This is a genomic window from Geomonas anaerohicana (assembly GCF_016458305.1).
GTDB lineage: Bacteria > Desulfobacterota > Desulfuromonadia > Geobacterales > Geobacteraceae > Geomonas > Geomonas anaerohicana.
Genome location: NZ_JAEMHL010000005.1, coordinates 230324 through 252550 on the forward strand (window position 1 = coordinate 230324; position 22227 = coordinate 252550).

Sequence of the window (22227 nt, forward strand, 5' to 3'; positions counted from 1 at the left end):
GCTTGAAATCTCGGAGAGACTTGCCGACACCGACGAGGAGCAACGGCGCCTTGCGGTAATGTCCCTGCGCCGCCGTCCCTTCCCCGAGGTCATGGAACTGCTGTTCCGTGCCATGGGGGACGAGAGCTGGCGGGTGCGCAAGGAGGCGGTCAGCGTGGTCCTGCAGGCGCAGCCGCTGCAGGTTGCGGAACTCGAAGCCCTGATCGCACTATTGCGCTCCGCCGACAACGCCGGGCTGCGCAACTCCGCCGTCGAGTCGCTGGAACGGATCGGCGTGCCCGCCGTGGAGCCGCTCTGCGCCCACCTGGGCGATCCCGACCATGACCTGCGCAAGTTCATCATCGACATCCTGGGCAACATCCGCTGCGCCACCTGCCTGCCGCTTCTGGTGCAGGCGCTCGACGACGAGGACATGAACGTACGGGTGGCCGCCGCCGAGAACCTCGGCAAGATCGGCGACGCCCAGGCGCTGCCGCACCTTTTGAAAGTGCTGGACGGAGGCGAGGTCTGGCTGAAGTTCACCGTGCTGGACGCCCTCTCCTCGATCGGGGCGCCGGTGCCGCTTGCCAAGCTCGAACCGCTGCTGCAGGAAGGTCTCCTGCGCCGCGCCACCTACGACTGCCTGGGCATCCTGGGGGACCGCAAGTGCCTCCACCTGCTCTTGGAAGGGCTGCACGACAAGGCGAAGAACGCCCGCGAGGCGGCCGCCATCGCCCTGATGCGCCAGCGCGGGCGTCTGAGCCTGCAGGAACAGGAAGAACTGGTGGACCGTCCGCTCCGTGACCTGGCCGGCAGCGCGACCGCCAAGAAGCTGATCGACTCGCTGCACGGCGAGGAGCCGGTGATGATCTCGGCGCTGGCGCAGCTTTGCGGCATCATGGGGGACGAGCGTGCCGCGCTGCCACTGGTGCGCGTGGCACGCGCCGACCGCCTGAGAGGGGTCTGCCTGGAGGCGCTGCGCCGTATCGGCGAGCCGGTGATGCCGCTGCTCCTGGAGCACTTCCCGTTTGCCATCGCCGCCGAACGCGCGGTCGTCGTCCATCTCATCGCCGAAACCGGGCGCCCCGGCAGCGACGACCTCCTCTTTGCCGCCCTCGAGGACGAGGGGGCGGAGGTGAGGCGTTGCGCCGCAGTCGCCCTGGGGCGGCTGGCGCCGCAAGGGGCCGCGCCGCGGGTGGCGCGCCTTTTGGACGATGAAGAGCCGCAGGTGTGCGAAGGGGCCCTGGACGGGCTGCAGCACCTTGCCGCCAGGGATGCCGAAGGCGTCAGTGCCATCTGTTCCGAGCTCTTGCGCAAACGCGATGCGCGCAAGCGGCGCGACGCCGCCATCATCCTCGGTGCCCTCGCCGACGGAGAGCGGCTCGCCCGGCTGGTGAAGGACGAGGATGCCACCGTGCGCCGCGCCGCGGTCGCCTCGCTGGCGCGCGTGGACCTGCCCCAGGCCCTGGGGGCACTGACCCTGTCGCTGTCCGACGAGGAGCCGGAGGTGCGCGCCGCTGCCGCGCAGGCCCTTGCCGAAAAGGGAGGGCACGAGGTGCTGGCGCCGCTGTGCCTGGCTCTGTCCGATGATGATCCCTGGGTGCAGACCGCGGCCCTCAAGGGGCTCACCGCCGTAGGTGACCCCGAGGCGCTGCCGGGGGTGACCGCCCTGCTGGAGCAGGCGCAGGGGCCGGTGCTCATCGCCGCCCTGTCCACCCTGGCCGCCCTGGGCGGCGCGCAGGCGCTCGGCCCGGTACGGCAGGCGCTGTACCACGACGACGAGGAAGTGGTAGAAGCCGCCATCGGCATCCTTGCCGCTCACGGCACGGACTGGATCGCGGAGCACGGCCAGGCGCTTTTGGAGCACCGGCACTGGATGGTGCGGCGTTCCTTCGTGCGCGCCCTCGCCCAGCTGCAGGGGGGCGATGCGTTGACGGTATTGGATCAGGCGTTGGCCCGGGAGTCGGACCCGCTGGTCAAAGGCGAGATCGTTGAACTGCTCGACAGGCTGCGCTAATGCCATATTTCGAACCTGAATTGCAACTGACGGAAGAAGAATTCCGCCTGATAAGGGACCTGATTTACAACCACTGCGGCCTCTTCTTCGACGACGACAGCAAGTACCTGCTGGACCGCCGACTCGGGCAGCGCGTGGCCCATCACAACCTGTCGGGCTTTCGTGAGTACTACCAGTTCCTGAAGTACGATCGCAGGAGGGACCAGGAGATCGCCGACATCATGGATCTCCTCACCACCAACGAGACCTACTTCTTCCGCGAGGCGTTTCAGCTGCGCGCCTTCACCGACGAGATCGTTCCCGAGGTGATGAAGCTCAAGCAGCGCGAACGTACCCTGCGTATCTGGAGTGCGGGGTGTTCCACCGGCGAGGAGCCCTACACCATCGCCATGCTCCTCCTGGAGATGGGGTGCCTCCACGGCTGGCGGGTGGAGATCGTCGGCTCCGACATCAGCCAGCGCGTGGTGCAGCACGCCCGCAAGGGGATCTACACCAAGGCGTCCTTCCGCGCCACCGACGAGCGCTATCTGAAGCGGTTCTTCACCGAGACCGACGAGGGATACCGCATCTGCGACGAGGTGCGCGAGCTGGTCACCATCAGCCAGATGAACCTGTTCGACGCCAACCGGCTGGCGTTGTTGGGCAAGATGGACGTCATCTTCTGCCGCAACGTGATCATCTATTTCGACCAGGCCTCGAAGAAGCGGGTGATCGAGTCGTTCTACAACACGCTGCGCGGCGGGGGCTACCTCCTTTTGGGGCACTCGGAGTCCCTGATGAACCTGTCCACGGCCTTTGCGCTAAGGCACCTGAAAAACGACATGGTCTACCAGAAAACGGATACGACCGGCGGCGGAGTGGCCTCGTGAAAAAGATACGGGTAGTAGTCGTAGACGATTCGGCCTATAATCGGCGCGCCATCACCAGGATGCTGGAAGAGCTTCCGGGGGTCCAGGTGGTCGGCTACGCCACCAACGGCGAGGAGGGGATCCGCAGGGTGATCGATCTCACCCCGGACCTGGTGACGCTCGACCTCGAGATGCCGCGCATGGACGGCTTCACCATGCTGCGTATCCTGATGGCGACTACGCCGGTCCCGGTGATCGTGATCAGCTCCACCTCCGGCGACGAGAAGGTGTTCAAGGCGCTGGAGCTGGGTGCCGTCGACTTCATCGCCAAGCCGACCAGCGTCATCTCCGACGAACTGCTGAAGATCCAGCAGGACCTGCACCAGAAGGTCCAGGCGGTCTTCAAGCTGAACATGGCCCGGGTGCAGAAACGGACCGAGCCGGCCCCACCTGCGGCCGAGGTTGCCGTCCCCACGGCTCCCGCCGGGACCGCGAGCACCATAGACATCGTCGCCATAGGCTCCTCTACGGGCGGCCCGCCGGCCCTGCAGCGCATCTTCTCCTCCTTCAAGGATGCGCCTCCCTTCGCCATGGTGATTTCCCAGCACATGCCGGCCGGGTTCACCACCGCCTTCGCCGAGAGGCTGAACCGCAGCACCGGCTTCGAGGTGCGCGAGGCGAAGGACGGTGACGAGGTGCTCCCGGGACGTGCGCTCATCGCCCCCGGCGGGCACAACCTGGTCTTCGCCAGGCTGGGCGACAAGGTGGTGGCGCGCATCGTGCCTCCCGGCCCCAAGGACCGTTACATCCCGTCGGTGGACGTCATGTTCCGCTCCTGCGCCGAGCTCTACAAGAACCGGATGCTGGCCGTGGTACTGACCGGTATGGGCAACGACGGCGCCCTCGGGGTGCGCGAGGCGAAGAAGGTGGGTGCCCAGGTGGTGGCCGAGTCCGAGGACTCCGCCGTGGTTTTCGGCATGCCGCGCGAGGCGATCGCCACGGGCGTGGTGGACCGGGTGGTGCCCATGGACGGCATGGTGCGTGAAATAGTGCTTCGTTGCGGCCTCTTGCCGCGATTCGCTTGATCAACTAGACGTAAATTCGGGGTGCGCATGCAAAAGGACGATGAACGGCTGGTTCATAGCAGGGGCGAGGAGTTCCTGCAGGTTTTCAAAAAAGGGGCGGAGTTCACCCAGGAACTTTTGAGGGAGAACGAGCGTCTGAGGTTCCGGCTGCTGGAACTGGAGAAATCCCAGATGTCGGGTGAGCCGGCGCCGGCCGCCGAGCTGAAGAAGCTCAACGAGCGGATCGCCGATCTGGAGCAGGAAAAGCAGGAGATCCTGGACCGCATCAAGCACGTCGAGGAAGAAAACCAGGATTTTGCCGCACGCTACCTGGAGATCGAGGATGAGAACAACAACCTCGCCAATCTCTACATCGCGAGCTACCAGCTCCACTCCACGCTCGACTTCAAGGAAGTGCTCCAGATCATCACGGAGATCATCATCAACCTGATCGGTGCCGAGGAGTTCGCCATCATGCTGCTCGACGAGAAGAGCGACGAGCTGCAGGCCGTCTCCACGGAGGGGATAGAGCGCAGCGAGATCCCGTCGTTCCGTCTCGGCAAGGGGATCATCGGGAGCGTGGCGCAGTCCGGCGAGAATCATTTCGCCAGCGACTTCGACAGCTACGAGCGTGACTTCAGCGCCCCGATGGTCTGCATCCCGCTCAAGATCAAGGAGCACGTCATCGGCGTGCTGGCCATCTACAAGCTGTTGATGCAGAAAAAGGAATTTGCCGCCGTGGATTACGAGCTTTTCACCCTGCTGGCCGGCCATGCCGCCACCGCCATCTTCAGCTCGCGTCTCTACAGCGATTCCGAGCGCAAGTTGTCGACCATCCAAGGGTTTATCGATCTATTGACGAAATAGCCAGCAGTGCAATGGGGGATACAGTTCAGATGTCAGATTACAACGTATTGATAGTTGAAGATTCACCCACCATGAGGCAGCTCATCGCCTTTGCGCTGAAGCGGATCCGGGGGGTGCGCATAGTCGAGGCCAACGACGGTGTCGACGGGTTGAAGAAACTTTCCTCGGAGCGTTTCGACCTGATCCTGACCGACATCAACATGCCGATCATGGACGGTCTGAAGTTGGTGAGTCTGGTGCGTAACGACGCCAACTACAAGACCATACCCATTGTGGTCATCACCACCGAGGGGGCCCAGGAAGACCGTGAGCGTGCCCTTGCGCTGGGAGCCAACGACTACATCACCAAGCCGATCCAGCCGACCAAGATTCTGGATGTAGCCAAGAACCTGCTCCGGATCGTCTAACCGGTTGCACCGGTCCACGCATCCCCCCGTCCCGCTCCTCCGCGAAGAGGGCGGGGAGGGGAGTGCCCTCGGCACCGTCCACCGTTGTCACGCCCGAGGTGTCGCCGCGTCCCCCGGTTTCGCCGGTCCACACGGCCACCGGCTCCACCGGGTCCACCGGGTCCACCAAGTTTTCGCAACCAGAGGTTGCCGACTATAAAATATTGCGCGTCCCGTCAGGGGCGCTGGAAGGCGGGGTTTAATGGAAGAAAAATACCTTCCCTCAGCAGTCGAGGGCAAATGGCAGCAGTACTGGGCTACCCACAACAGCTTCAAGGCAACCGTAGACGCCAACAAGAAGAAGTACTACCTCCTGGAGATGTTCCCCTATCCCTCCGGCAAGATCCACATGGGTCACGTCAGGAACTACTCCATCGGCGACGTCATTGCCCGCTTCAAGAGGATGCAGGGCTACAACGTGCTGCACCCGATGGGTTGGGACGCCTTCGGCATGCCGGCTGAAAACGCCGCCATCCAGAACAAGAGCCACCCCGCCAAGTGGACCTACGAGAACATCGCCTACATGCGCGGCCAGTTGAAGCGCCTGGGCCTTTCCTACGACTGGGACCGCGAGCTCGCCACCTGCGACCTCGACTACTACAAGTGGGAGCAGAAAATCTTCCTGGAGATGTACAAGAAGGGGCTCGCCTACAAGAAGTCCTCCGCCGTCAACTGGTGCCCCAAGTGCGAAACGGTGCTCGCCAACGAGCAGGTCGAGGACGGCTGCTGCTGGCGCTGCGACTCCCTGGTCGAGCAGAAGGAGCTGGAACAGTGGTCCTTCCGCATCACCAACTACGCCCAGGAACTTCTGGATGACACCTACAAGCTGACCGGCTGGCCCGAGCGCGTGCTCACCATGCAGCGCAACTGGATCGGCCGCTCGGTCGGCTGCGAGATCGACTTCCCGCTCGAGAACGGCCTCACCAAGATCAAGGTCTTCACCACCCGTCAGGACACCCTGTTCGGCGCCACCTTCATGTCGCTGGCCGCCGAGCACCCGCTCGCCCTCGACCTCGCGACTGCCGGCCAGCGTGCCGCCGTGGAAGCCTTCATCGACAAGGTGAAAAAGACCGACCGCATCAAGCGCTCCGCTGAGGACCAGGAGAAGGAAGGCGTCTTCACCGGCTCCTACTGCATCAACCCGGTCACCAACGTCAAGATGCCCATCTACCTGGCCAACTTCGTCCTCATGGGCTACGGCACCGGCGCCGTCATGGCCGTACCGACCCACGACCAGCGCGACTTCGAGTTCGCCAAGAAGTACGACCTGCCGCTCAAGGTGGTGATCCAGCCCGAAGGTGAGGCCCTCGATCCGGCCACCATGATCGAGGCCTACACCGCCGAAGGGACCATGGTCAACTCCGGCCGCTTCGACGGTATGGGCAACGACGACGCCAAGGAAGCCATCGCGGACTTCCTCGAGAAGGAAGGGATCGGCAAGAAGACTGTCAACTTCCGCCTGCGCGACTGGGGTATCTCCCGCCAGCGTTACTGGGGCAACCCGATCCCGGTCATCAACTGCGACCTGTGCGGCGTCGTCCCCGTTCCCGAAGCGGAGCTCCCGGTCGTGCTCCCGATGGACGCCGAGTTCACCGGTGAGGGGGGCAACCCGCTGGCCCGCGTGGACAGCTTCACCACCTGCACCTGTCCGCAGTGCGGCGAGGCCGCGCGCCGCGAGACCGACACCATGGATACCTTCGTGCAGTCCTCCTGGTACTTCCTGCGCTACTGCTCGCCGAAATTCACCGCGGGCCCGCTGGACCGCGAGCAGGTCGAGCACTGGATGCCGGTGGATCAGTACATCGGCGGCATCGAGCATGCCGTCCTGCACCTGCTCTACGCCCGTTTCTTCACCAAGGTGCTCAGGGACCTGGGCTACTGCAATGTCGACGAGCCGTTCTCCAACCTGCTCACCCAGGGGATGGTGATCAAGGACGGCGCCAAGATGTCCAAGTCCAAGGGGAACGTGGTCGATCCCAACGCCCTCATCGAGCGCTACGGTGCCGATACCGCAAGGCTCTTCTCCCTGTTTGCCGCGCCGCCGGAGAAGGACCTCGACTGGAGCGACCAGGGCGTGGACGGCAGCTACCGCTTCCTGAACCGCGTCTGGCGCCTGGTCTACGACGTGCTCCCCGCAGTCAAGGGCGTCGGTGCCGTGCAGCCCGACCAGCTCTCCGCGGAAGGGAAGAAGCTGCGCCGCGCGGTGCACAAGACCATCAAGAAGGTCTCCGAGGACATCGAGGACCGCTTCCACTTCAACACCGCCATTGCCGCGGTAATGGAGCTGGTCAACGCCATCCAGGGCTTTGCCGCCAAGGACGCCCCGGAAAACGTGGCCGTGGTGCGCGAGGCGGTGGAGTCGGTGGTGCGCCTGCTGGCTCCCTTCGTCCCGCACTTCGCCGAGGAACTCTGGACCGAACTCGGCCATGAGGTTGCCCTGGAGCAGGCCGGCTGGCCCGGCTACGACGCCGATGCCGTGGTCGACGAGGAAATCACCGTCGTCATCCAGGTCAACGGCAAGCTGAGAAGCAAGCTCACCGTCGCCCCTGACGCCAAGGAGGACGATGTCCGCGCCGCCGCACTGGCCGACGACAAGATCATCCCCTACCTGGAAGGGAAGAACGTCAAGAAGGTGGTCTACGTCCCGGGCAAGCTGGTCAGCATCGTCGTCGCCTAGGCGTGAGGAGAACAATGACAGCCACCAGGCTCTTCACAATGCTCCGTTGGCTCACCCTGCTCGCCGCACTATTCGCCGGCGGTTGCAGTTACAGTCCGGTGATCCAGCATGGCCCCCTGGCCGGCGCCAACGGCGTCAACGTGGTGCTCTTCGCCAACAAGAGCTACCGCGCCGGCGTGGAGGCGGTCTTGGCCCAAGAGATGATCAACGAGTTCAACTTCCGGACCGGCGGCAAGGTGCTTCCCGGGGATCGGGCGGACTACGAGCTGTCCGGGGTAGTGCTCTCCTACAACAGCGTCCCGGTCTCCTATACCGCGGCCGATGTCATCAGGGAGTACAACGCCATCCTCTCGGTGCAGGCCACCCTGCGCGACCAGAAGTCGCATCGGGTAGTCTGGAAGGGGGATGTCACCGAGCAGCAGGTCTATCCCGTCAACGCCAACATCGCCCTGCAGCAGGATGCCGAGGAAGCCGCCATCGAGAAGATCAGCCGGCGCGTTTCCGAGCGGATCTGGCAGAAGCTCGGCGAGCGTTTCTAGGGACCGACGACAACTGCGAAGACCGACGCCGCCCATTCAGCATCAGGCTGGGTGGGCGGTTTTTTTGAGATGAGGTAGAGATGAAACCGGAAGAGTTCAACAAGGCGGTGGAAAAGGGAGAGCTGGCATCGCTGTACCTTCTGTACGGCGATGAACCGTACCTCGTGGAGCGGGCGGTCAAGAAGCTGATGGACCGGGCTGTCGATCCCGGCTTTCGCGATTTCAACCTCGACATCTTCTACGGCAACGAATGCAAGGGAGAGGAGGTTTTCAGCGCCGCTCAGACGCTCCCCATGTTTGCCGACCGCCGCGTCGTGCTGGTGAAGAAGGGGGGCGATCTTTCCGCCCACGCCATGGAAGTGCTCCTGCCGTACCTGCAGGATCCCTCGCCCGGCACCTGTCTCATCCTGCAGGCCGAGAAGGTCGACGGCCGCAAGAAGTTCTACGCCGACTTCAAGAAGCGCGGCGAAGCCGTCGAGTTCAAGCGCCCCTACGAGAACCAGCTCGGCCCCTACGTCCGCGACGAGGTGCGCGCCGCCGGCAAGAAGATCGAGCCTGCCGCGGCCGAACTGCTCGCCTACCTGGTGGGCAACAACCTGCAGGAACTCGTTTCCCAGATCGAGAAGCTCTGTATCTACTGCGGCAAGAAGGAAACGGTAGCCGTTGCCGACGTCAAAGCCATCGTATCCGACACCAAGGTGGAAAGCGTCTTCGAGTTCACCGATGCCCTGGGCAGTAAGGACCTCCCCCGCGCCTTGAAGATGCTCACCGCGCTCTTGCAGGACGGCGAGGTTCCCCTGCGCATGCTGGGAGCCGTGGCGCGGCATTTCCGCCAGCTCTGGCAGGTGCGGGAGCTTCTGGACAGGAAGGTGCCCCAGTCCGAGCTCGCCAAGGCGTCCGGGATCAATCCGTACTTCCTGGGCAAGGTGACGGCGCAGGCGCGCAACTACACGACAGCGGAGCTGCAGCGGATTTTCGAGCGGATGTTGGAGTTGGACCTGGCCTTCAAGTCCGGCGGGTTGGAAGAGCCACTCTTCGAGCGTTTCGTGATGGAGGCGTGCCGGCGCTAGGAGTCCTCTCCCCCGGAGGGGGAGGGGTTAGGGAGGGGGCTTTTTCTGCAGAAGCGAGAAAGCAGAAACTAGAAAAGGGAATTCCCGGCGGGAATTCCCTTTTTTGCTTTCATGTAATCCGCTACCGGACTAGGCCAGGGTGTTGACCAGTTTGGTGAGGCGGGAAACGTTCCTGGAAGCGTTGGAGGAGTGGATGATCCCCTTGGTTGCAGCGCCGTCGATGACCGGGATAGCAGCAGCCAGAGCAGCCTTTGCAGCATCCTGATCCTTGGTGGCAACCGCTTCGCGGACGCGCTTGATGAAAGTGCGCAGGGTAGAACGCTCGTGTTTGTTGCGCTCAGTCCTCTTTGCGGTCTGCTTGATCCTCTTCATTGCCGATTTATGATTTGCCAAACTGCACCTCCGGTATTTTAAATGTAGCTTTTAGGTTTTTGGAAAGAGGAATTATATATCACCCGGGCGGCGCAGAGTCAAGCACAAATCCGCCCGCAGCCGAAAAATACTTCCCGCCACGCGAACAGGCGACCATACCATTCTTTGAGAGCTAAAGCCAGCAAAAAACACCCGTCCAAGCACCCCGCATCACCCCGTCACCCCGTCACCCCGCAACCCGCAACCCGCAGTCCCAGTCCCAGTCCCAGTCCCCATTCTTCCCATTCTTCCCGAGTCCACCGAGTCCACTGTCTACTTGACATTCGACTATTCGAATACTAAGCTGCCCTACCACCAGGGCGTCGCCCTGCACAACCGGAGGTAACAACATGCCCCCAGAAAACAAGCGTGACTTCGATGCAGTAGCCAACCAATGGGACCAGGAGCCGCGTCGTCTAAAGCTGGCCCAGGAGGTCGCGGCCGCAATGCGCGATACCCTCCCCCTGAACCCCGGCATGAAGGCCCTGGACTACGGCTGTGGCAGCGGTCTGGTCACCCTTGGGCTGCAGCCTTACGTCGGCCACATCACCGGTGCCGACAGCTCTGCCGGTATGCTGGACGTCCTCAACCGCAAGATCCAGGCGCAAGGCCTGGCAAACGTAGGCACCCTGTTCCTCGACCTAGAGCACCAGCACCTGCAAGGAGGCTTCGACCTCATCGTGAGCAGCATGACCCTGCATCACGTCCAGGACGTCCCTGCCCTGATCGCCGCCCTGTCCCAGGCGCTGAATCCCGGCGGCTGGCTCGCCCTGGCTGACCTCGAAAGCGAGGACGGGCGTTTCCACGACGATCCCACCGGTGTTCTGCATCACGGTTTCTCCCGCGAATTCCTCACCGGCGAGTTTGCCGCCAACGGCCTGGCCGATGTTGCCGTCGTAACAGCCGCCGCCATCGACAAGCCCGGAGCCGACGGCACCCCCCGCCGCTACCCCGTCCTCCTCTGCGTCGGCCGCAAGTAACCCCTTTGCCGAAAGAGGAGTAGGTAGCCACGCAGCGCTGAAAGTGGCCGCAGGTACCCCCCTTTGCGAAGGGGGGCTACCCACAAAAAAGCCCCCCTCTCACGAGGGGGGCTTTCCTGTCTCAGCAACTCGTAGCCGCGGTTATCGCCGTTACCAGTCTTCCTTCTGCTTCTGGGCCAGCTTCTCCATGAACAGTTCCGGAGAGGTCAGCTTCAGGATCTCCTTGTCGCTGTATCCCAAATCCTTGAAGTTGAGCACCCCGTTGGGCGCGTGGCAGTTGGCGCAGTAGAGTGCCTTGGTCTTGGTCACCAGGTGGTTGCTGCCGAAATAGATGGTCTGCCACCCCGGCACCGCCTCTTTGGCGATCTTTTCCGGGTTCTTGAGCCCCAGGGTCTTGGCAGCCGACAGCACGCCGGCGCGGGTGTCTCCGTCCGACATGGGCTGGGCGAAGTCCATGGAGAGGAGCTCGCCGGTCTGCTTGTTGTAGTAGGCCTTACCCTGGAAGATCTTGAAGGGCGTGATCTTGCTCTTGCCGTCCTTCTTGCTTCCCTTGGGACCGATGAAGTGCGGGGTGTTTTTCACGGTGCCGTTGTACCAGGCGTAGACCGGCGTGGTCTCGTTGGCTTCCTTCTTCAGCGTGGTCGGCTCGTAGAACTTGTCCGGCGTCTGCTCCCACACGGTGAAATCCTTTGCGAAGGCGCCGCCGGTCCGGGTGATATGGCAGGTCTGGCAGGCGATCTTGGCGCAGTGGCGGTTCAGGTCGGCATCCTTGTGCGGCTTGACGCCGTGGCAGGAGGTGTCGGAGCAGGAGACGAAGACGCCGTCGTTGGCCCAGTTGTTGGGATCGTGGCCGGTGGGCATCTTGTGGTTCTTGGCCTTATGGCAGTCGACGCAGACCATCCCCTTGGCTGCGTGGGCATCGGTGTCCTTGGTGAAGGAGAACCCGCGCTTGACGATGACGCCGCCGCCGGCTGCCTCGTGACAGACCATGCAGTTTTTGACCGTGGGTTTGCCGATGGCGAGGGCCGCCTTGGTGCTGCGATCCTGCCCCATGACCACCTCACCCTTCTCGTTCTTGAACGGCTTTCTCTGCCGGAAGTCGTAGTCTGTGGAGTGGCAGACCAGGCAGTCGACCGCCGCCTCGGCTGCGGCGCCGGTGCTGCCGACGTCGGAGAGGTGGTTGCCCGGGTGGCAGGTGTTGCAACCGGAGAACTTGCTCTTGCCTGTCACCGGGCTCTTGGGGATCTCCTTCAGGTTGTTGACGATGTCGTTGCCGTTGCACATGACGTAGATGCGGTTCTTCATGCCGTATTCTTCCTTGGCATTGATCCCCTCCACGTTGGTCACCTTGGAGGCGTGTTTCCAATGCACGGTATCCAGGAATCCCTTGGCGCTGCCGGGGTGGCACTCCTCGCAGGTCTCAGGCCCCTTGTAGCCGCTTTTCTCGATCGATTCCTTGCCGGGATGCATGCCTGCCGCCCAGGCAGTAGTTGCTGCCAAGGCGAGACCGAGCACTGCCGCTGCCGTGGTTTTCTTGCTCATCGAAGCCCTCCTGTTGTCTTTGGTTGCTGTTCTCTTACTCACAGATCGTTATCGGCAGAATGAGGTAATAGTTTAGTATTCTGCCGATGTATGTCCAGACGGTGTTGAGTCGATTTTACGGTTGCGTTTGTGTCTATTCGGGGCGCCCTGAGTCAGCTGTGTTAACAGTAATGCTCCGCAACAGATAGCGCAGCACCCGCGTCGCTTCCCCTGCAAACGGAAAAAGGGGCGGATATGCTCCGCCCCCTCCTTGTTCCATCCGCTACTTCTTGGCCACCTTCTGCGCCGCTTTGGCGAACCTGCCGCCTTTCTGCATCGGATCGCCCTTGTAGCCGAGCGCCTTCCAGTCCAGACGGTTGCCGCCCATGTGGCACTCGCCGCACTGCAGCGCTTCTTCCTTGGGCGCCACCTCGTGCTGGGCGGCGATGTAGGCCACTGTGTTCACGAACTGGTACTTGCCGCTGTAGGGGAGGCCGGTCCCTTCGGCGCCCAGGCGGCACGCCTTATCCCAGTCGTAGTCGACCCACAGCGATTTGTACTGCTGGAAGATGATCAGGTTCTTATACTTGGCGTCCATGGGCTGGTCGCCCTTGTAGAGCTTGTACGGGTAGATCTTGGACTTCTGGTCCTTGATGTCCCCCACCGGGCGCATCATCACCACCGGCTTGGTCGGATCCTTCACCTTGTCGCCCACCATGTAGCGCTCGACCATGCCGCTGTTCCAGGCGTAGACCGGCTTCACGTTCATGCCCCAGACGAAGGTCCCCTTGTGCTTGGCGTAGGTTTCCTTGTCGAACTGCTCCTCGGCGGTGATGTTCTTGCCCACATCGGACCATTTCCACGCCATCTTGGTGGCCTGCCCCTTGGCGAAGAAGGGGATGTGGCAGGTCTGGCAGGCGACGGTGGCGAGATGCTTGTTGATCAGCGCGCCGTTTTTCGCCTTCTGGTGCGGGGCCTTGGCGCCGGAGTGGCACTGCTCGCAGTTCACGCGGGTGTCGTAGTGGGCCATCATGCTCGACGCGCCGCCGATCTTGTGGTTCTTGGTGACGTGGCAGGTCTGGCAGCTCATGTCCTGGCCGCCGCTTTCCTTGCTCCCCATGTGCACGTCCTGGGACTTCTTGGTCTTCTCCAGGGTGGAGTCGAGACCCGCGTTCTTGACGGCATCGCCGCCGCCGCCGAAGAAGTGGCAGGCGCCGCAATTCTTGCGGGTGGGCAGGCCGACGCTCTGGGCGGCGACGTTCAGGTCCATGGCCTTCTTGTCGATGCTCTTCTTGTCGATATCGCAGCCCACGGTGGCCCTGGTGTAGTTCCCTTTCTGGGCATGGCAGATGAGGCAGTCGACCTTGCCCTTGTCGGTGAAGTCGAAGTCGGTACGGGTCCAGCCGTAACCGGCATGGCACTTGCCGCAGGACTCGTGCACCACGCCGTCCTTGCCCCCCTGGATCGAGGTGCAAAACGAGTTGATCATGTTGGACTTGCCGTACTTCTTGGTGCTCTTCTCCATCCCCTTGACCATGTTTGGGGTCCCCGCCCAGGTCCAGTGGGTGGTCTTCATGAAATCGGCCGCCTGCTGCTCATGGCACTCGAGACAAACCTTGGTGACCTCGCTGCCGCTTTTAAACGGCCCCTTGACGAACTCGGCGTGGTCGACCGCCGCCATCCCCTGAGCGGCGGATGCCACCAGCAGTACTACCCCCGCCAAAATTCCCAGCATACCTCTCATTCAACAACCTCCCGTAGTAAATCGGCTTGCGCCGTCACAGCTATATCCATGCCTTCATATATACTAAAAATAGAATATGACCGGGCAAAAAGAAGCGCTGCAATCGTGATAACTACAGCGCCACCTACGAGGAACGGCCCCGGCTTAACAGCCGGCGGTCTTCCTGAACAGTTTGGAGACGTTCTTGCCGTCGATAACCTCGTACTTGCAGCGGATCTCGTCGCCTTCCACGATCCTGTGGTCCTTGAACTTGTCCAGGGTCAGGTCGTCTTCCACGGTGATCACCACGAGCTGCTCGGTCTTGTTGTCCTTCAAGGTGGCGGTGGCGGTTTTGGCGTCCTTGCCGGCGATGTCGATTTTGGTGATTACGCCCACCATTTTGATCTCTTCACCCGCACTGGCGACGCTGCCGAAGCAGAAGATGGTGAGCGCTGCGACTGCTACCAGGACCATTACCGAAACTGCTTTTTTCATCTTCTTTCTCCTTTTGGGGGTGGGGTGGCGGCTGGTGCCGCCACCCCGGTTTTTGCTGTGCCGCATCCGCGGCACGGTTTCTAGAACTTCACTTCGAAGGTCGCGTAGATGTCCTGCGCGCTCTTAAGCGGCTGGAGCAGCATCAGGTCGGTGGACTTGATGTCGGAGATCTTCTGCGGTGCGCCTACCCAGTTGTTGCTCCCGGTGTAGGCGAAGTCGTAGTACTGGTAACCGATCTTGAAGAAGGCCTTGGACAGGTGCGAGGAGACCGGTTTCAGGTTGAGCTCCTGGATCAGGTACGCCTCGTAGACGTCGCCGCGGGTCCCCAGCTTGGAGGTCCACATGTCGTCGGCGGCAGGTGCGAAGGTGATCCAGTTCTTGGAACCGTGGTTGTACTCGATGCCGAACTTGGTCTTGCTCGGCTCGTAGTCGTAACGCGCGCCGGCGTAGGCGGCCCAGCCGGTCTTGTCGGAGGGTGCCTCCTGGTTGAAGAAGGAACCTGTCATGAGACCCTGGAAGCCCGCGTTGTTGGAGACGTTGCCGTTGGGGTGGGTGACGCTCAGTCCGGCATCGGCGAAGAAGTTCAGCTTGCCCGGGCCGATGTTCTTCAGGGTGCTCATGAAGCCTGCGCCGTACCAGTCGATGTCGCCCAGCGAGGTGGCCGGACCGGTGTTGCCGAAGGCGGTGTTGGACATGACCGGGAAGTCGAAGATGTTGAAGCCGCGGTTCCACTGCAGCCAGACGCGCAGCGGGTCGGTGTCGACCGGGATGATGGCCACACCCAGCATGTCGGTATCTTTCAGGCTGTTGCTCGGGGTCTCGAAGCCGGACTCGAAGCCGCGGCCGTAGCAGACCTTGGCGTAGGCGCCGGGGAGCGCCTCGATGTCGGGAGCCCAGCCGAGGGTCATGCCGTCGAAGGCGTAGTCGACCAAGAGGGCCGGGGTGCCGCCGTTGCCCGGGCGCTCGTTGTTCAGGCGCAGGTTCGAAGGAGCGCCGTTGGTGGAGGGCCTGCGGCCCACGGAGAACCAGACCGGCTGGTCGGCGATGTTGGACCAGGTGGCGTAGGCACGGTCGACGTCGAGGAGGCTGGAGGAGGGGACGTGGCCCAGGGTGCCGTCGAAGGCGCCGACGCGGTCGGCGAAGAACGGGGTGTTGCCGTTGTTGGTGACGGCGGAGTCATCCTGCGAGCCGAAGGTCTTGTAGGCGACCAGGCGGACGTTGACGGTCACGTCCTTGGTGGCTTTCGCGTGCATGTCGATGCCGAGACGGTTGGTGTACAGGAGGTCGTTTTTGGCCTTGTAGGACTGGGTGGTGGCCAGGTTGGAGGCGTTGTTGTTCAGGGCACCGGCCTGGCCGAGGAACGCCTGCATCAGCATCTGCTGGGCAAGTTGCTGCTGGGCTGCCGGAAGTCCGGCAAAGACGTCGCCTACCTTGGTCGTTGCAGTTGCCGCCGGGTTCATTGCCTGGACCAGGCCGAGCATGTTGGGGATGCTGCCGATCTGCATGTTCATCACCGCCGGCATTACCTTGGCTCCCAGGGTGTTGAGGATCCCTTGCTGCTGCGGGGTGAGGGCGGTGTTCTGCAGGGTGAAGTTACCGCTGCCCATGGCGGTGAAGATGCCGGGGAGGGCTGCAGCCATGGCCTGCGGCATGTAGCTGTTGAGGATGGTGTTGAACTGGGTAGGCGTGAACAGCGAGCCGGATTTGCCCATCATGATGAACTGCAGCGCGGTCGGGCTATTGGTCCCGTCTGCCGAGCCGATCGGGGTACCTGCCACGCCGTTGGGGCCCAGAAATCCCCCGACCAGGTTGTTCATGGTGCCGATGGCGTCGGAGTGGGCCGCGACGTCGCCCCTCAGGGAGTCGACGCGGAAGCGGTAGTCGCCGCCGATGGTGAGCCACTTGCCCAGCGACTTCTCTTCGATCCTGTCCACCTTGCGGGTCAGGTCCTCGACCTTCTTCTGGTCGGATCCCTTCTGCTGCTCCTCGAGCTTCTGCACCTTCTTGGTCAGTTCATCGATCTTCTTCTGCATGTCCTGGTCGTCTGCCTGCGCCACGACAGGGGCAGCCAGGGCGCATACGGCTGCGCCGATCAACAGCTTCTCCAGTTTTCTCATTCACTTCTCCTTTTTGTTTCGCTGGTTTTTACACCAACCTTTGGGTCGAAGGTATTTCAGTAGTACCGCCTGGTCCGGTCCTAACTCATTAAATCCTGGGCGTTACTGTGTTAATCGGTGCATTCACCGGTAGATTTAGGGAAAATGTCGTGTGTTGGGAATTTATAATCGAAATGAAGAGTCCCAATCATTAGCACTGTTTAGCTTGGGGAGGTGATGTATCGTGGCAGAGACGTGAAGCCGGCCTCGAGGCCGCCACGCTAATGAGTCTTATAGATCTTTGAGCTGTCATATGTCAATATATTTTTTATTGCATATATCGGTAGCTCAATGATTTATGACGGTTAATGTGCGTTTTGTCGCCCTTGCGGGGAAGAACCGGCGCGGCAGCTAATAGATGTTGACTGGGCGCGGCCAATTTTCGTACTATTCATGCATTTAACCATCAGGATATAGACGTGAATAAGGCAAAAAAGCTTTACCTGGAAACGTTCGGCTGCCAGATGAACGTGAGCGATTCCGAGAAGATAGTGACATTGATGAAGGGGATAGGGTACCAGCAGACGGCCGATCCGGTGGAAGCGGACCTGGTCCTTTTGAACACCTGCAGCATCCGGGCGACCGCCGAACAGCGCGTCTATGGGCACCTGGGCAAGTTCAAATCGATGAAGAAGCAAAAGCCCGGCCTGATCATCGGCGTGGGCGGCTGCGTGGCACAGCAGGAAGGGGAGCGGCTGCTGAAGAAGGCGCCCTTCGTCAACCTGGTCTTTGGCACCCACAATCTGCACCTGCTGCAGAAGATGGTTTCCGGTGCCGAGCAGGGCAAGCAGAGCGTCGCCACCGATTTCCTCGATGACGAAAAGCGTTTCGACCTGTTCCCGCACGCCGAAAGCGAGGGGGGCGTCTCCCGCTTCGTCACCGTCATGCAGGGATGCGACAACTTCTGCGCCTACTGCATCGTGCCGCACGTGCGCGGCCGCGAGATCAGCAGGAGTGCCGACAAGGTGGTCGAGGAGGTCGCCGCCCTGGCAGCCGCCGGCGTCACCGAGGTGACCCTTCTCGGGCAGAATGTGAACTCCTACGGCTTCAAGGAACCGGGTGCTCCCGACTTTGCCGACCTCTTGCGCCTGGTGGCACAGGTGGAGGGGATAGAGAGGCTCCGTTTCACCACCTCGCACCCCAAGGACATCTCCCCGAGGCTGATCGCCTGCTTTGCGGAGATCGGCAAGCTGGCGCCGCACATCCATCTGCCGGCCCAGTCGGGAAGCGATGCGGTGCTGAAGGGCATGAACCGCGGCTACACCCGGGCCCAGTACCTGGAGAAGGTGCGCGCGCTCCGGGATGCCTGCCCCGGGATCCAGTTCACCGGCGACATGATCGTCGGATTTCCCGGCGAGGACGAGGCCGCCTTCGAGCAGACCATGGAGCTGATCGAGGAGGTCCAGTACGCCGACCTCTTCTCCTTCATCTACTCGGCCCGTCCCGGCACCAAGGCGGCCGAGTTCCCGGACGAGGTGAAGCGGGCCGAGAAACAGGCGCGCCTGGAGCGCCTGCAGGCGGCGCAGAAAAAGATCACCCTGGCCAGGAACGAGAGTTTCGTGGGGGGCGTGCAGCAGGTGCTGGTGGAAGGGCCCAGCAGCACCGGTGACGCGCTCTTCGGCAGGACCGGCGGCAACCGCGCCACCGTCATGGACGGCGATCCCGCCCTGGCCGGGCGCCTGGTCGAGGTGAGGATCACGGAAGGGCTGCAGACGCTGCTCAAGGGAGAGATCCTCGATGTCTGACAACGAAAGGGACGAGGCACCCATGTACGTTGAAATGAAGGTATTCGGCTTTGCCCTGGACGCCATCGCCCAGATGCCGGTCATCATCCTGAAGGACGCCGAGGAAAAGCACGCCGTCCCGGTATGGATCCACGCCTCCGAGTCGGTCTCCTTCGCCGCCCAGTTCGTCGGGCGCGAGATGAGCGCGCGCAACAGCCGCAAGGACGTGTTCACCGCCCTTATCGAGCAGTTGGAGATGACCGTCGCCGGGATCTACGTCGAGAGCCTCAATGACGGCGTCTTCACCGCCTCGGTGCGCCTCAAGCCCGCGCACGGCGAAGAGCTCCGGCTCGAGGTCCACGTGGCCGAGGCCATGCTCATGTCCCTGAAGTACCACTTGCCGGTGCAGGTCAACGACGAAGTCCTCACCCGCGCTTCCAGTCTGGACATGAACGAGGAAGGGTTCGCCCAAGAGAACAACGCCCGCCGCTTCGTCGATTTTCTCGACCACATGGACCCCGCCGCCATGGGCAAGTACCCGATGTAGCACACCACACAACGAGATAAAGATTAAGACAAAGATTGAGATGAAGACTGTAGGCCGGCCCACCAGGTTTCCCGTTGCGCAGGGCAAGCAGAATTGAAAAAAGTGGTCGTTGGGCGTAGTGTGAGAACAGGCCCTGCGCCTTCTTAATCTCAATCTCAATCTGTTCCTACGAGGTTCCGACATGCGCGAAGCATCCTTTGACTTTCTGCAACAGCTTCTGGCCGCGCCCAGCCCTTCCGGGTACGAGCAGCCGGCCCAGCGGGTATTCCGCTCCTATATAGAACCCTTCTGCCAGGTGGCCACCGACGTCATGGGCAACGTCTTCGGGATGATCCAGGGCGAAGGGAAGAACCGCCCCCGCGTCATGGTGGTCGGCCACTCCGACGAGATCGGTCTCCAGGTGCGCTACCTGGACGACAACGGCTTCATCTACTTCTCCGCCATCGGCGGCGTCGACCCGCACATCACCCCGGGCATGCGGGTGCACGTGCACACCTCCCGCGGCCGGCTGAACGGCGTCATCGGCAAACGCCCCATCCACCTCATCGAGCCCAAGGAGCGCGACACGGTCATCAAGCTGGACGCCCAGTACATCGACATCGGCGCCGCCAACAAGAAAGAGGCCCAGGAGTGGGTGCGCGTGGGGGATCCCATCACCTTCGCCAGCAACCTCGAGCGCCTCTTCGGCGACCGGGTCAGCTCGCGCGGTCTCGACGACAAGGCGGGGAGCTTCGTGGTGGCCGAAGTCCTGCGCCGGGTCTCCGAGCTCCCGGCCCCGCTCCCGGTGGACCTCTACGGCGTCTCCTCGGTCCAGGAGGAAGTGGGCCTCAGGGGGGGCACCACCAGCTCCTACTCGGTGAACCCCGACGTCGGCATCTGCGTCGAGGTGGACTTCGCCACCGACCAGCCCGACGTGGACAAGAAGCACAACGGCGAGGTGGGGCTCGGCAAGGGGCCCATCCTGCCGCGCGGCGCCAACATCAACCCGGTGCTCTTCGACCTCCTCTCCGACACGGCGACCAGCAACGACATCGCCGTACAGTACACCGGCATCGCCCGCGCCACCGGCACCGACGCCAACGTCATGCAGATCTCCCGCGGCGGCGTCGCCACGGCGCTGGTCAAGCTGCCGCTGCGTTACATGCACACGCCGGTCGAGACCATGTCCCTCTCCGACCTGGACCATGCCGTCGAGCTGATCGTCGCCTCCCTGGGCCGCATGGGGAGCAAGGACGCCTTCATCCCGATGTAACCAAGCAGGAGCCGCCGCGGATGTGTAGGGGCGAATAATCATTCGCCCCATCCATGCACCCTCGTCCTGCTGTCTGCTCCTCCCCCCGGAGGGGGGAGGCCGGGAGGGGGGAGGCCGTGTCCCCTAGCCCTCCGGAGAGGGGCAGGGTTGAGGGCGTTTTTCCCCTCACTGCACAGCGGATAACCGCTCCCCATGAGCCCCGGTTGTGTAGACGCTAAGGCTGGGAAACCGCTACGGTTTTATCTCTGTCATTAGCCTAATTTTAGTTGACTTGCCTTCCCCCTTGTAATAAGTTTTCCGGTTAAAACCTGCCTCGAAACAACAAAAGGAGTTTCCCTAATGTTAGAAAGCAGCCTTCCCGAAGGTCTCACGTTTGACGACGTCCTGCTTCTCCCTGCCCACTCACTCATCCTGCCCCGCGATACCGATCTGAGCACCCGACTGACCAACAACATACAGCTGAACATCCCGCTGGTGAGTGCCGCCATGGACACGGTCACCGAGTCGAGGGCCGCTATCTGCATGGCGCGTGAAGGGGGCATCGGCTTCATCCACAAGAACCTCACCATCGCCGAGCAGGCCATGGAAGTGGACAAGGTGAAGAAGAGCGAGTCCGGGATGATCGTCGACCCGATCACCATGCGCCCCAACCAGCGCATCCGGGAAGCGCTGGAGATGATGGCCAAGTACCGCATCTCCGGGGTGCCGATCACCAAGGCCAACGGGAAGCTGGTCGGCATCCTGACCAACAGGGACCTCCGTTTCGAGACCGACCTCGACCTCCCCATCTCCGCCCGCATGACCAAGAGGAACCTGGTCACCGTGCCGGTGGGTACCACCCTGGAGCAGGCCAAGGAACACTTGAAGCACACCAGGGTCGAGAAGCTCCTGGTGGTGGACGAGGAGAAGAACCTCAAGGGCCTCATCACCATCAAGGACATCGAGAAGATCAAGAAGTACCCCAACGCCTGCAAGGACTCCCTCGGCCGCCTGAGGGTCGGCGCGGCCGTCGGCCCGACCCCGGACGTCGACGCCCGCATCGAGGCGCTCATGAAGGCCGGCGTGGACGTCGTCGTCATCGACACCGCCCACGGCCACTCCCAGGGCGTCATCGACGCCATCGCCCGCATCAAGAAAACCTACCCGACCCTCGAGCTCGTGGCCGGCAACATCGCCACCGCCGCTGCCGCCGAGGCCCTGATCAAGGCCGGCGTCGACGCCATCAAGGTCGGCATCGGACCGGGCTCCATCTGCACCACCCGCGTGGTCGCCGGTATCGGCGTACCGCAGATCACCGCCATCGCCGAGTGCTCCAAGGTGGCCAAGAAGCACAACATCCCGCTCATCGCCGACGGCGGCATCAAGTACTCCGGCGACCTCACCAAGGCCGTTGCGGCCGGCGCCGACGTCATCATGATCGGCTCCCTGTTCGCCGGCACCGAGGAATCCCCGGGCGACACCATCCTGTACCAGGGGCGTGCCTACAAGAGCTATCGCGGCATGGGCTCCATCGGCGCCATGAAAGAGGGGAGCAAGGACCGCTACTTCCAGAGCGACGTCGACGCCGACGTGAAGCTGGTCCCGGAAGGGATCGAGGGCATGGTGCCGCTCAGGGGACCGCTCTCCGCCAACGTGCACCAGCTGATGGGGGGACTCCGGGCCGGTATGGGCTACACCGGCAGCCGCACCATCCTCGACCTGCAGCAAAACGGCCGCTTCGTCCGGATCACCGGCGCGGGCCTGAAAGAATCCCACGTCCACGACGTCATGATCACCAAAGAAGCCCCGAACTACCGGGTGGAGAAGTAACGGCAACACCTACAACGCAAAGCCGCGGAGGCGCGGAGACGCCAAGGAAGACTCCTTCCCGGTTTCTCGCTCCTCTCTGCGGCTTTGCGCCTTTGCGTTACA

The 22227-nt window shown here is 62.5% G+C and carries 18 protein-coding genes; 13 read left to right on the plus strand and 5 right to left on the minus strand.

The features are described from left to right. The first annotated feature begins 7 nt into the window (after positions 1 to 7). The 8 genes from JFN91_RS12040 to holA all read left to right on the plus strand — a co-directional run bounded on the left by JFN91_RS12040 (position 8) and on the right by holA (position 9507). Positions 8 to 1996, plus strand: coding sequence for a HEAT repeat domain-containing protein (locus JFN91_RS12040; protein ID WP_328746908.1), 1989 nt, complete (start codon positions 8 to 10; stop codon positions 1994 to 1996). Beyond that, complete coding sequence (locus tag JFN91_RS12045) at positions 1996 to 2865, plus strand: CheR family methyltransferase (RefSeq protein WP_199389432.1); 870 nt, start codon at positions 1996 to 1998, stop codon at positions 2863 to 2865. Before JFN91_RS12040 ends, JFN91_RS12045 begins: the two co-directional genes overlap by 1 nt. Then, the gene (locus tag JFN91_RS12050) at positions 2862 to 3929 is read left to right on the plus strand and encodes a protein-glutamate methylesterase/protein-glutamine glutaminase (RefSeq protein ID WP_199389433.1); all 1068 of its coding nucleotides are present in this window, start codon (positions 2862 to 2864) and stop codon (positions 3927 to 3929) included. The genes JFN91_RS12045 and JFN91_RS12050 overlap by 4 nt, the downstream gene beginning before the upstream one ends. A gap of 27 nt (positions 3930 to 3956) precedes the next feature. Further along, a complete protein-coding gene (locus tag JFN91_RS12055) occupies positions 3957 to 4775 on the plus strand; it encodes a GAF domain-containing protein (protein WP_199389434.1) in 819 nt (272 codons plus the stop codon). 29 nt (positions 4776 to 4804) lie between these two features. Continuing rightward, a complete protein-coding gene (locus JFN91_RS12060; RefSeq protein WP_183345812.1) occupies positions 4805 to 5182 on the plus strand; it encodes a response regulator in 378 nt (125 codons plus the stop codon). Between the two features lie 241 nt (positions 5183 to 5423). Then, a complete protein-coding gene (gene leuS / locus JFN91_RS12065; protein ID WP_199389435.1) occupies positions 5424 to 7898 on the plus strand; it encodes a leucine--tRNA ligase in 2475 nt (824 codons plus the stop codon). Between the two features lie 14 nt (positions 7899 to 7912). Further along, the gene (lptE, locus tag JFN91_RS12070) at positions 7913 to 8437 is read left to right on the plus strand and encodes an LPS assembly lipoprotein LptE (protein WP_199389436.1); all 525 of its coding nucleotides are present in this window, start codon (positions 7913 to 7915) and stop codon (positions 8435 to 8437) included. 80 nt (positions 8438 to 8517) lie between these two features. Then, a complete protein-coding gene (gene holA, locus JFN91_RS12075) occupies positions 8518 to 9507 on the plus strand; it encodes a DNA polymerase III subunit delta (RefSeq protein WP_199389437.1) in 990 nt (329 codons plus the stop codon). Between the two features lie 129 nt (positions 9508 to 9636). Here holA and rpsT read toward each other — a convergent pair whose 3' ends face one another. Then, on the minus strand, positions 9637 to 9900 hold the full coding sequence (rpsT, locus tag JFN91_RS12080; protein ID WP_199389438.1) for a 30S ribosomal protein S20: 264 nt from the start codon (positions 9898 to 9900) through the stop codon (positions 9637 to 9639). Between the two features lie 368 nt (positions 9901 to 10268). Between rpsT and JFN91_RS12085 the strand changes: the two genes are divergently transcribed. Next, positions 10269 to 10898 carry a class I SAM-dependent DNA methyltransferase gene (locus tag JFN91_RS12085; protein ID WP_199389439.1) on the plus strand — a complete coding sequence of 210 codons (630 nt, stop codon included), beginning with the start codon at positions 10269 to 10271 and terminating at the stop codon, positions 10896 to 10898. Positions 10899 to 11048: 150 nt separating this feature from the next. Here the strand turns inward: JFN91_RS12085 and JFN91_RS12090 are convergent, their stop codons facing one another. From JFN91_RS12090 to JFN91_RS22035, 4 genes are all read right to left on the minus strand, one after another. Then, positions 11049 to 12440 (minus strand): cytochrome C, encoded by a 1392-nt coding sequence (locus JFN91_RS12090; protein WP_199389440.1) that lies wholly within the window; start codon positions 12438 to 12440, stop codon positions 11049 to 11051. A 262-nt stretch (positions 12441 to 12702) separates the two neighbouring features. Continuing rightward, positions 12703 to 14163 (minus strand): tetrathionate reductase family octaheme c-type cytochrome, encoded by a 1461-nt coding sequence (locus JFN91_RS12095; RefSeq protein ID WP_199389441.1) that lies wholly within the window; start codon positions 14161 to 14163, stop codon positions 12703 to 12705. Positions 14164 to 14307: 144 nt separating this feature from the next. After that, positions 14308 to 14637 carry a hypothetical protein gene (locus JFN91_RS12100; RefSeq protein ID WP_183345828.1) on the minus strand — a complete coding sequence of 110 codons (330 nt, stop codon included), beginning with the start codon at positions 14635 to 14637 and terminating at the stop codon, positions 14308 to 14310. Between the two features lie 80 nt (positions 14638 to 14717). Beyond that, positions 14718 to 16754, minus strand: coding sequence for a DUF3373 domain-containing protein (locus JFN91_RS22035; RefSeq protein ID WP_236015105.1), 2037 nt, complete (start codon positions 16752 to 16754; stop codon positions 14718 to 14720). Between the two features lie 458 nt (positions 16755 to 17212). Between JFN91_RS22035 and miaB the strand changes: the two genes are divergently transcribed. From miaB to guaB, 4 genes are all read left to right on the plus strand, one after another. Further along, positions 17213 to 18538 carry a tRNA (N6-isopentenyl adenosine(37)-C2)-methylthiotransferase MiaB gene (gene miaB / locus JFN91_RS12115; RefSeq protein ID WP_199389442.1) on the plus strand — a complete coding sequence of 442 codons (1326 nt, stop codon included), beginning with the start codon at positions 17213 to 17215 and terminating at the stop codon, positions 18536 to 18538. Next, a complete protein-coding gene (locus tag JFN91_RS12120) occupies positions 18531 to 19064 on the plus strand; it encodes a bifunctional nuclease domain-containing protein (protein ID WP_236015106.1) in 534 nt (177 codons plus the stop codon). Before miaB ends, JFN91_RS12120 begins: the two co-directional genes overlap by 8 nt. Positions 19065 to 19245: 181 nt before the next feature. After that, positions 19246 to 20316, plus strand: coding sequence for a M42 family metallopeptidase (locus tag JFN91_RS12125; protein ID WP_199389443.1), 1071 nt, complete (start codon positions 19246 to 19248; stop codon positions 20314 to 20316). A gap of 339 nt (positions 20317 to 20655) precedes the next feature. Continuing rightward, entirely contained in the window at positions 20656 to 22125 is a 1470-nt protein-coding gene (gene guaB / locus JFN91_RS12130) for an IMP dehydrogenase (RefSeq protein WP_199389444.1), read from the plus strand. Positions 22126 to 22227 lie beyond the last annotated feature (102 nt).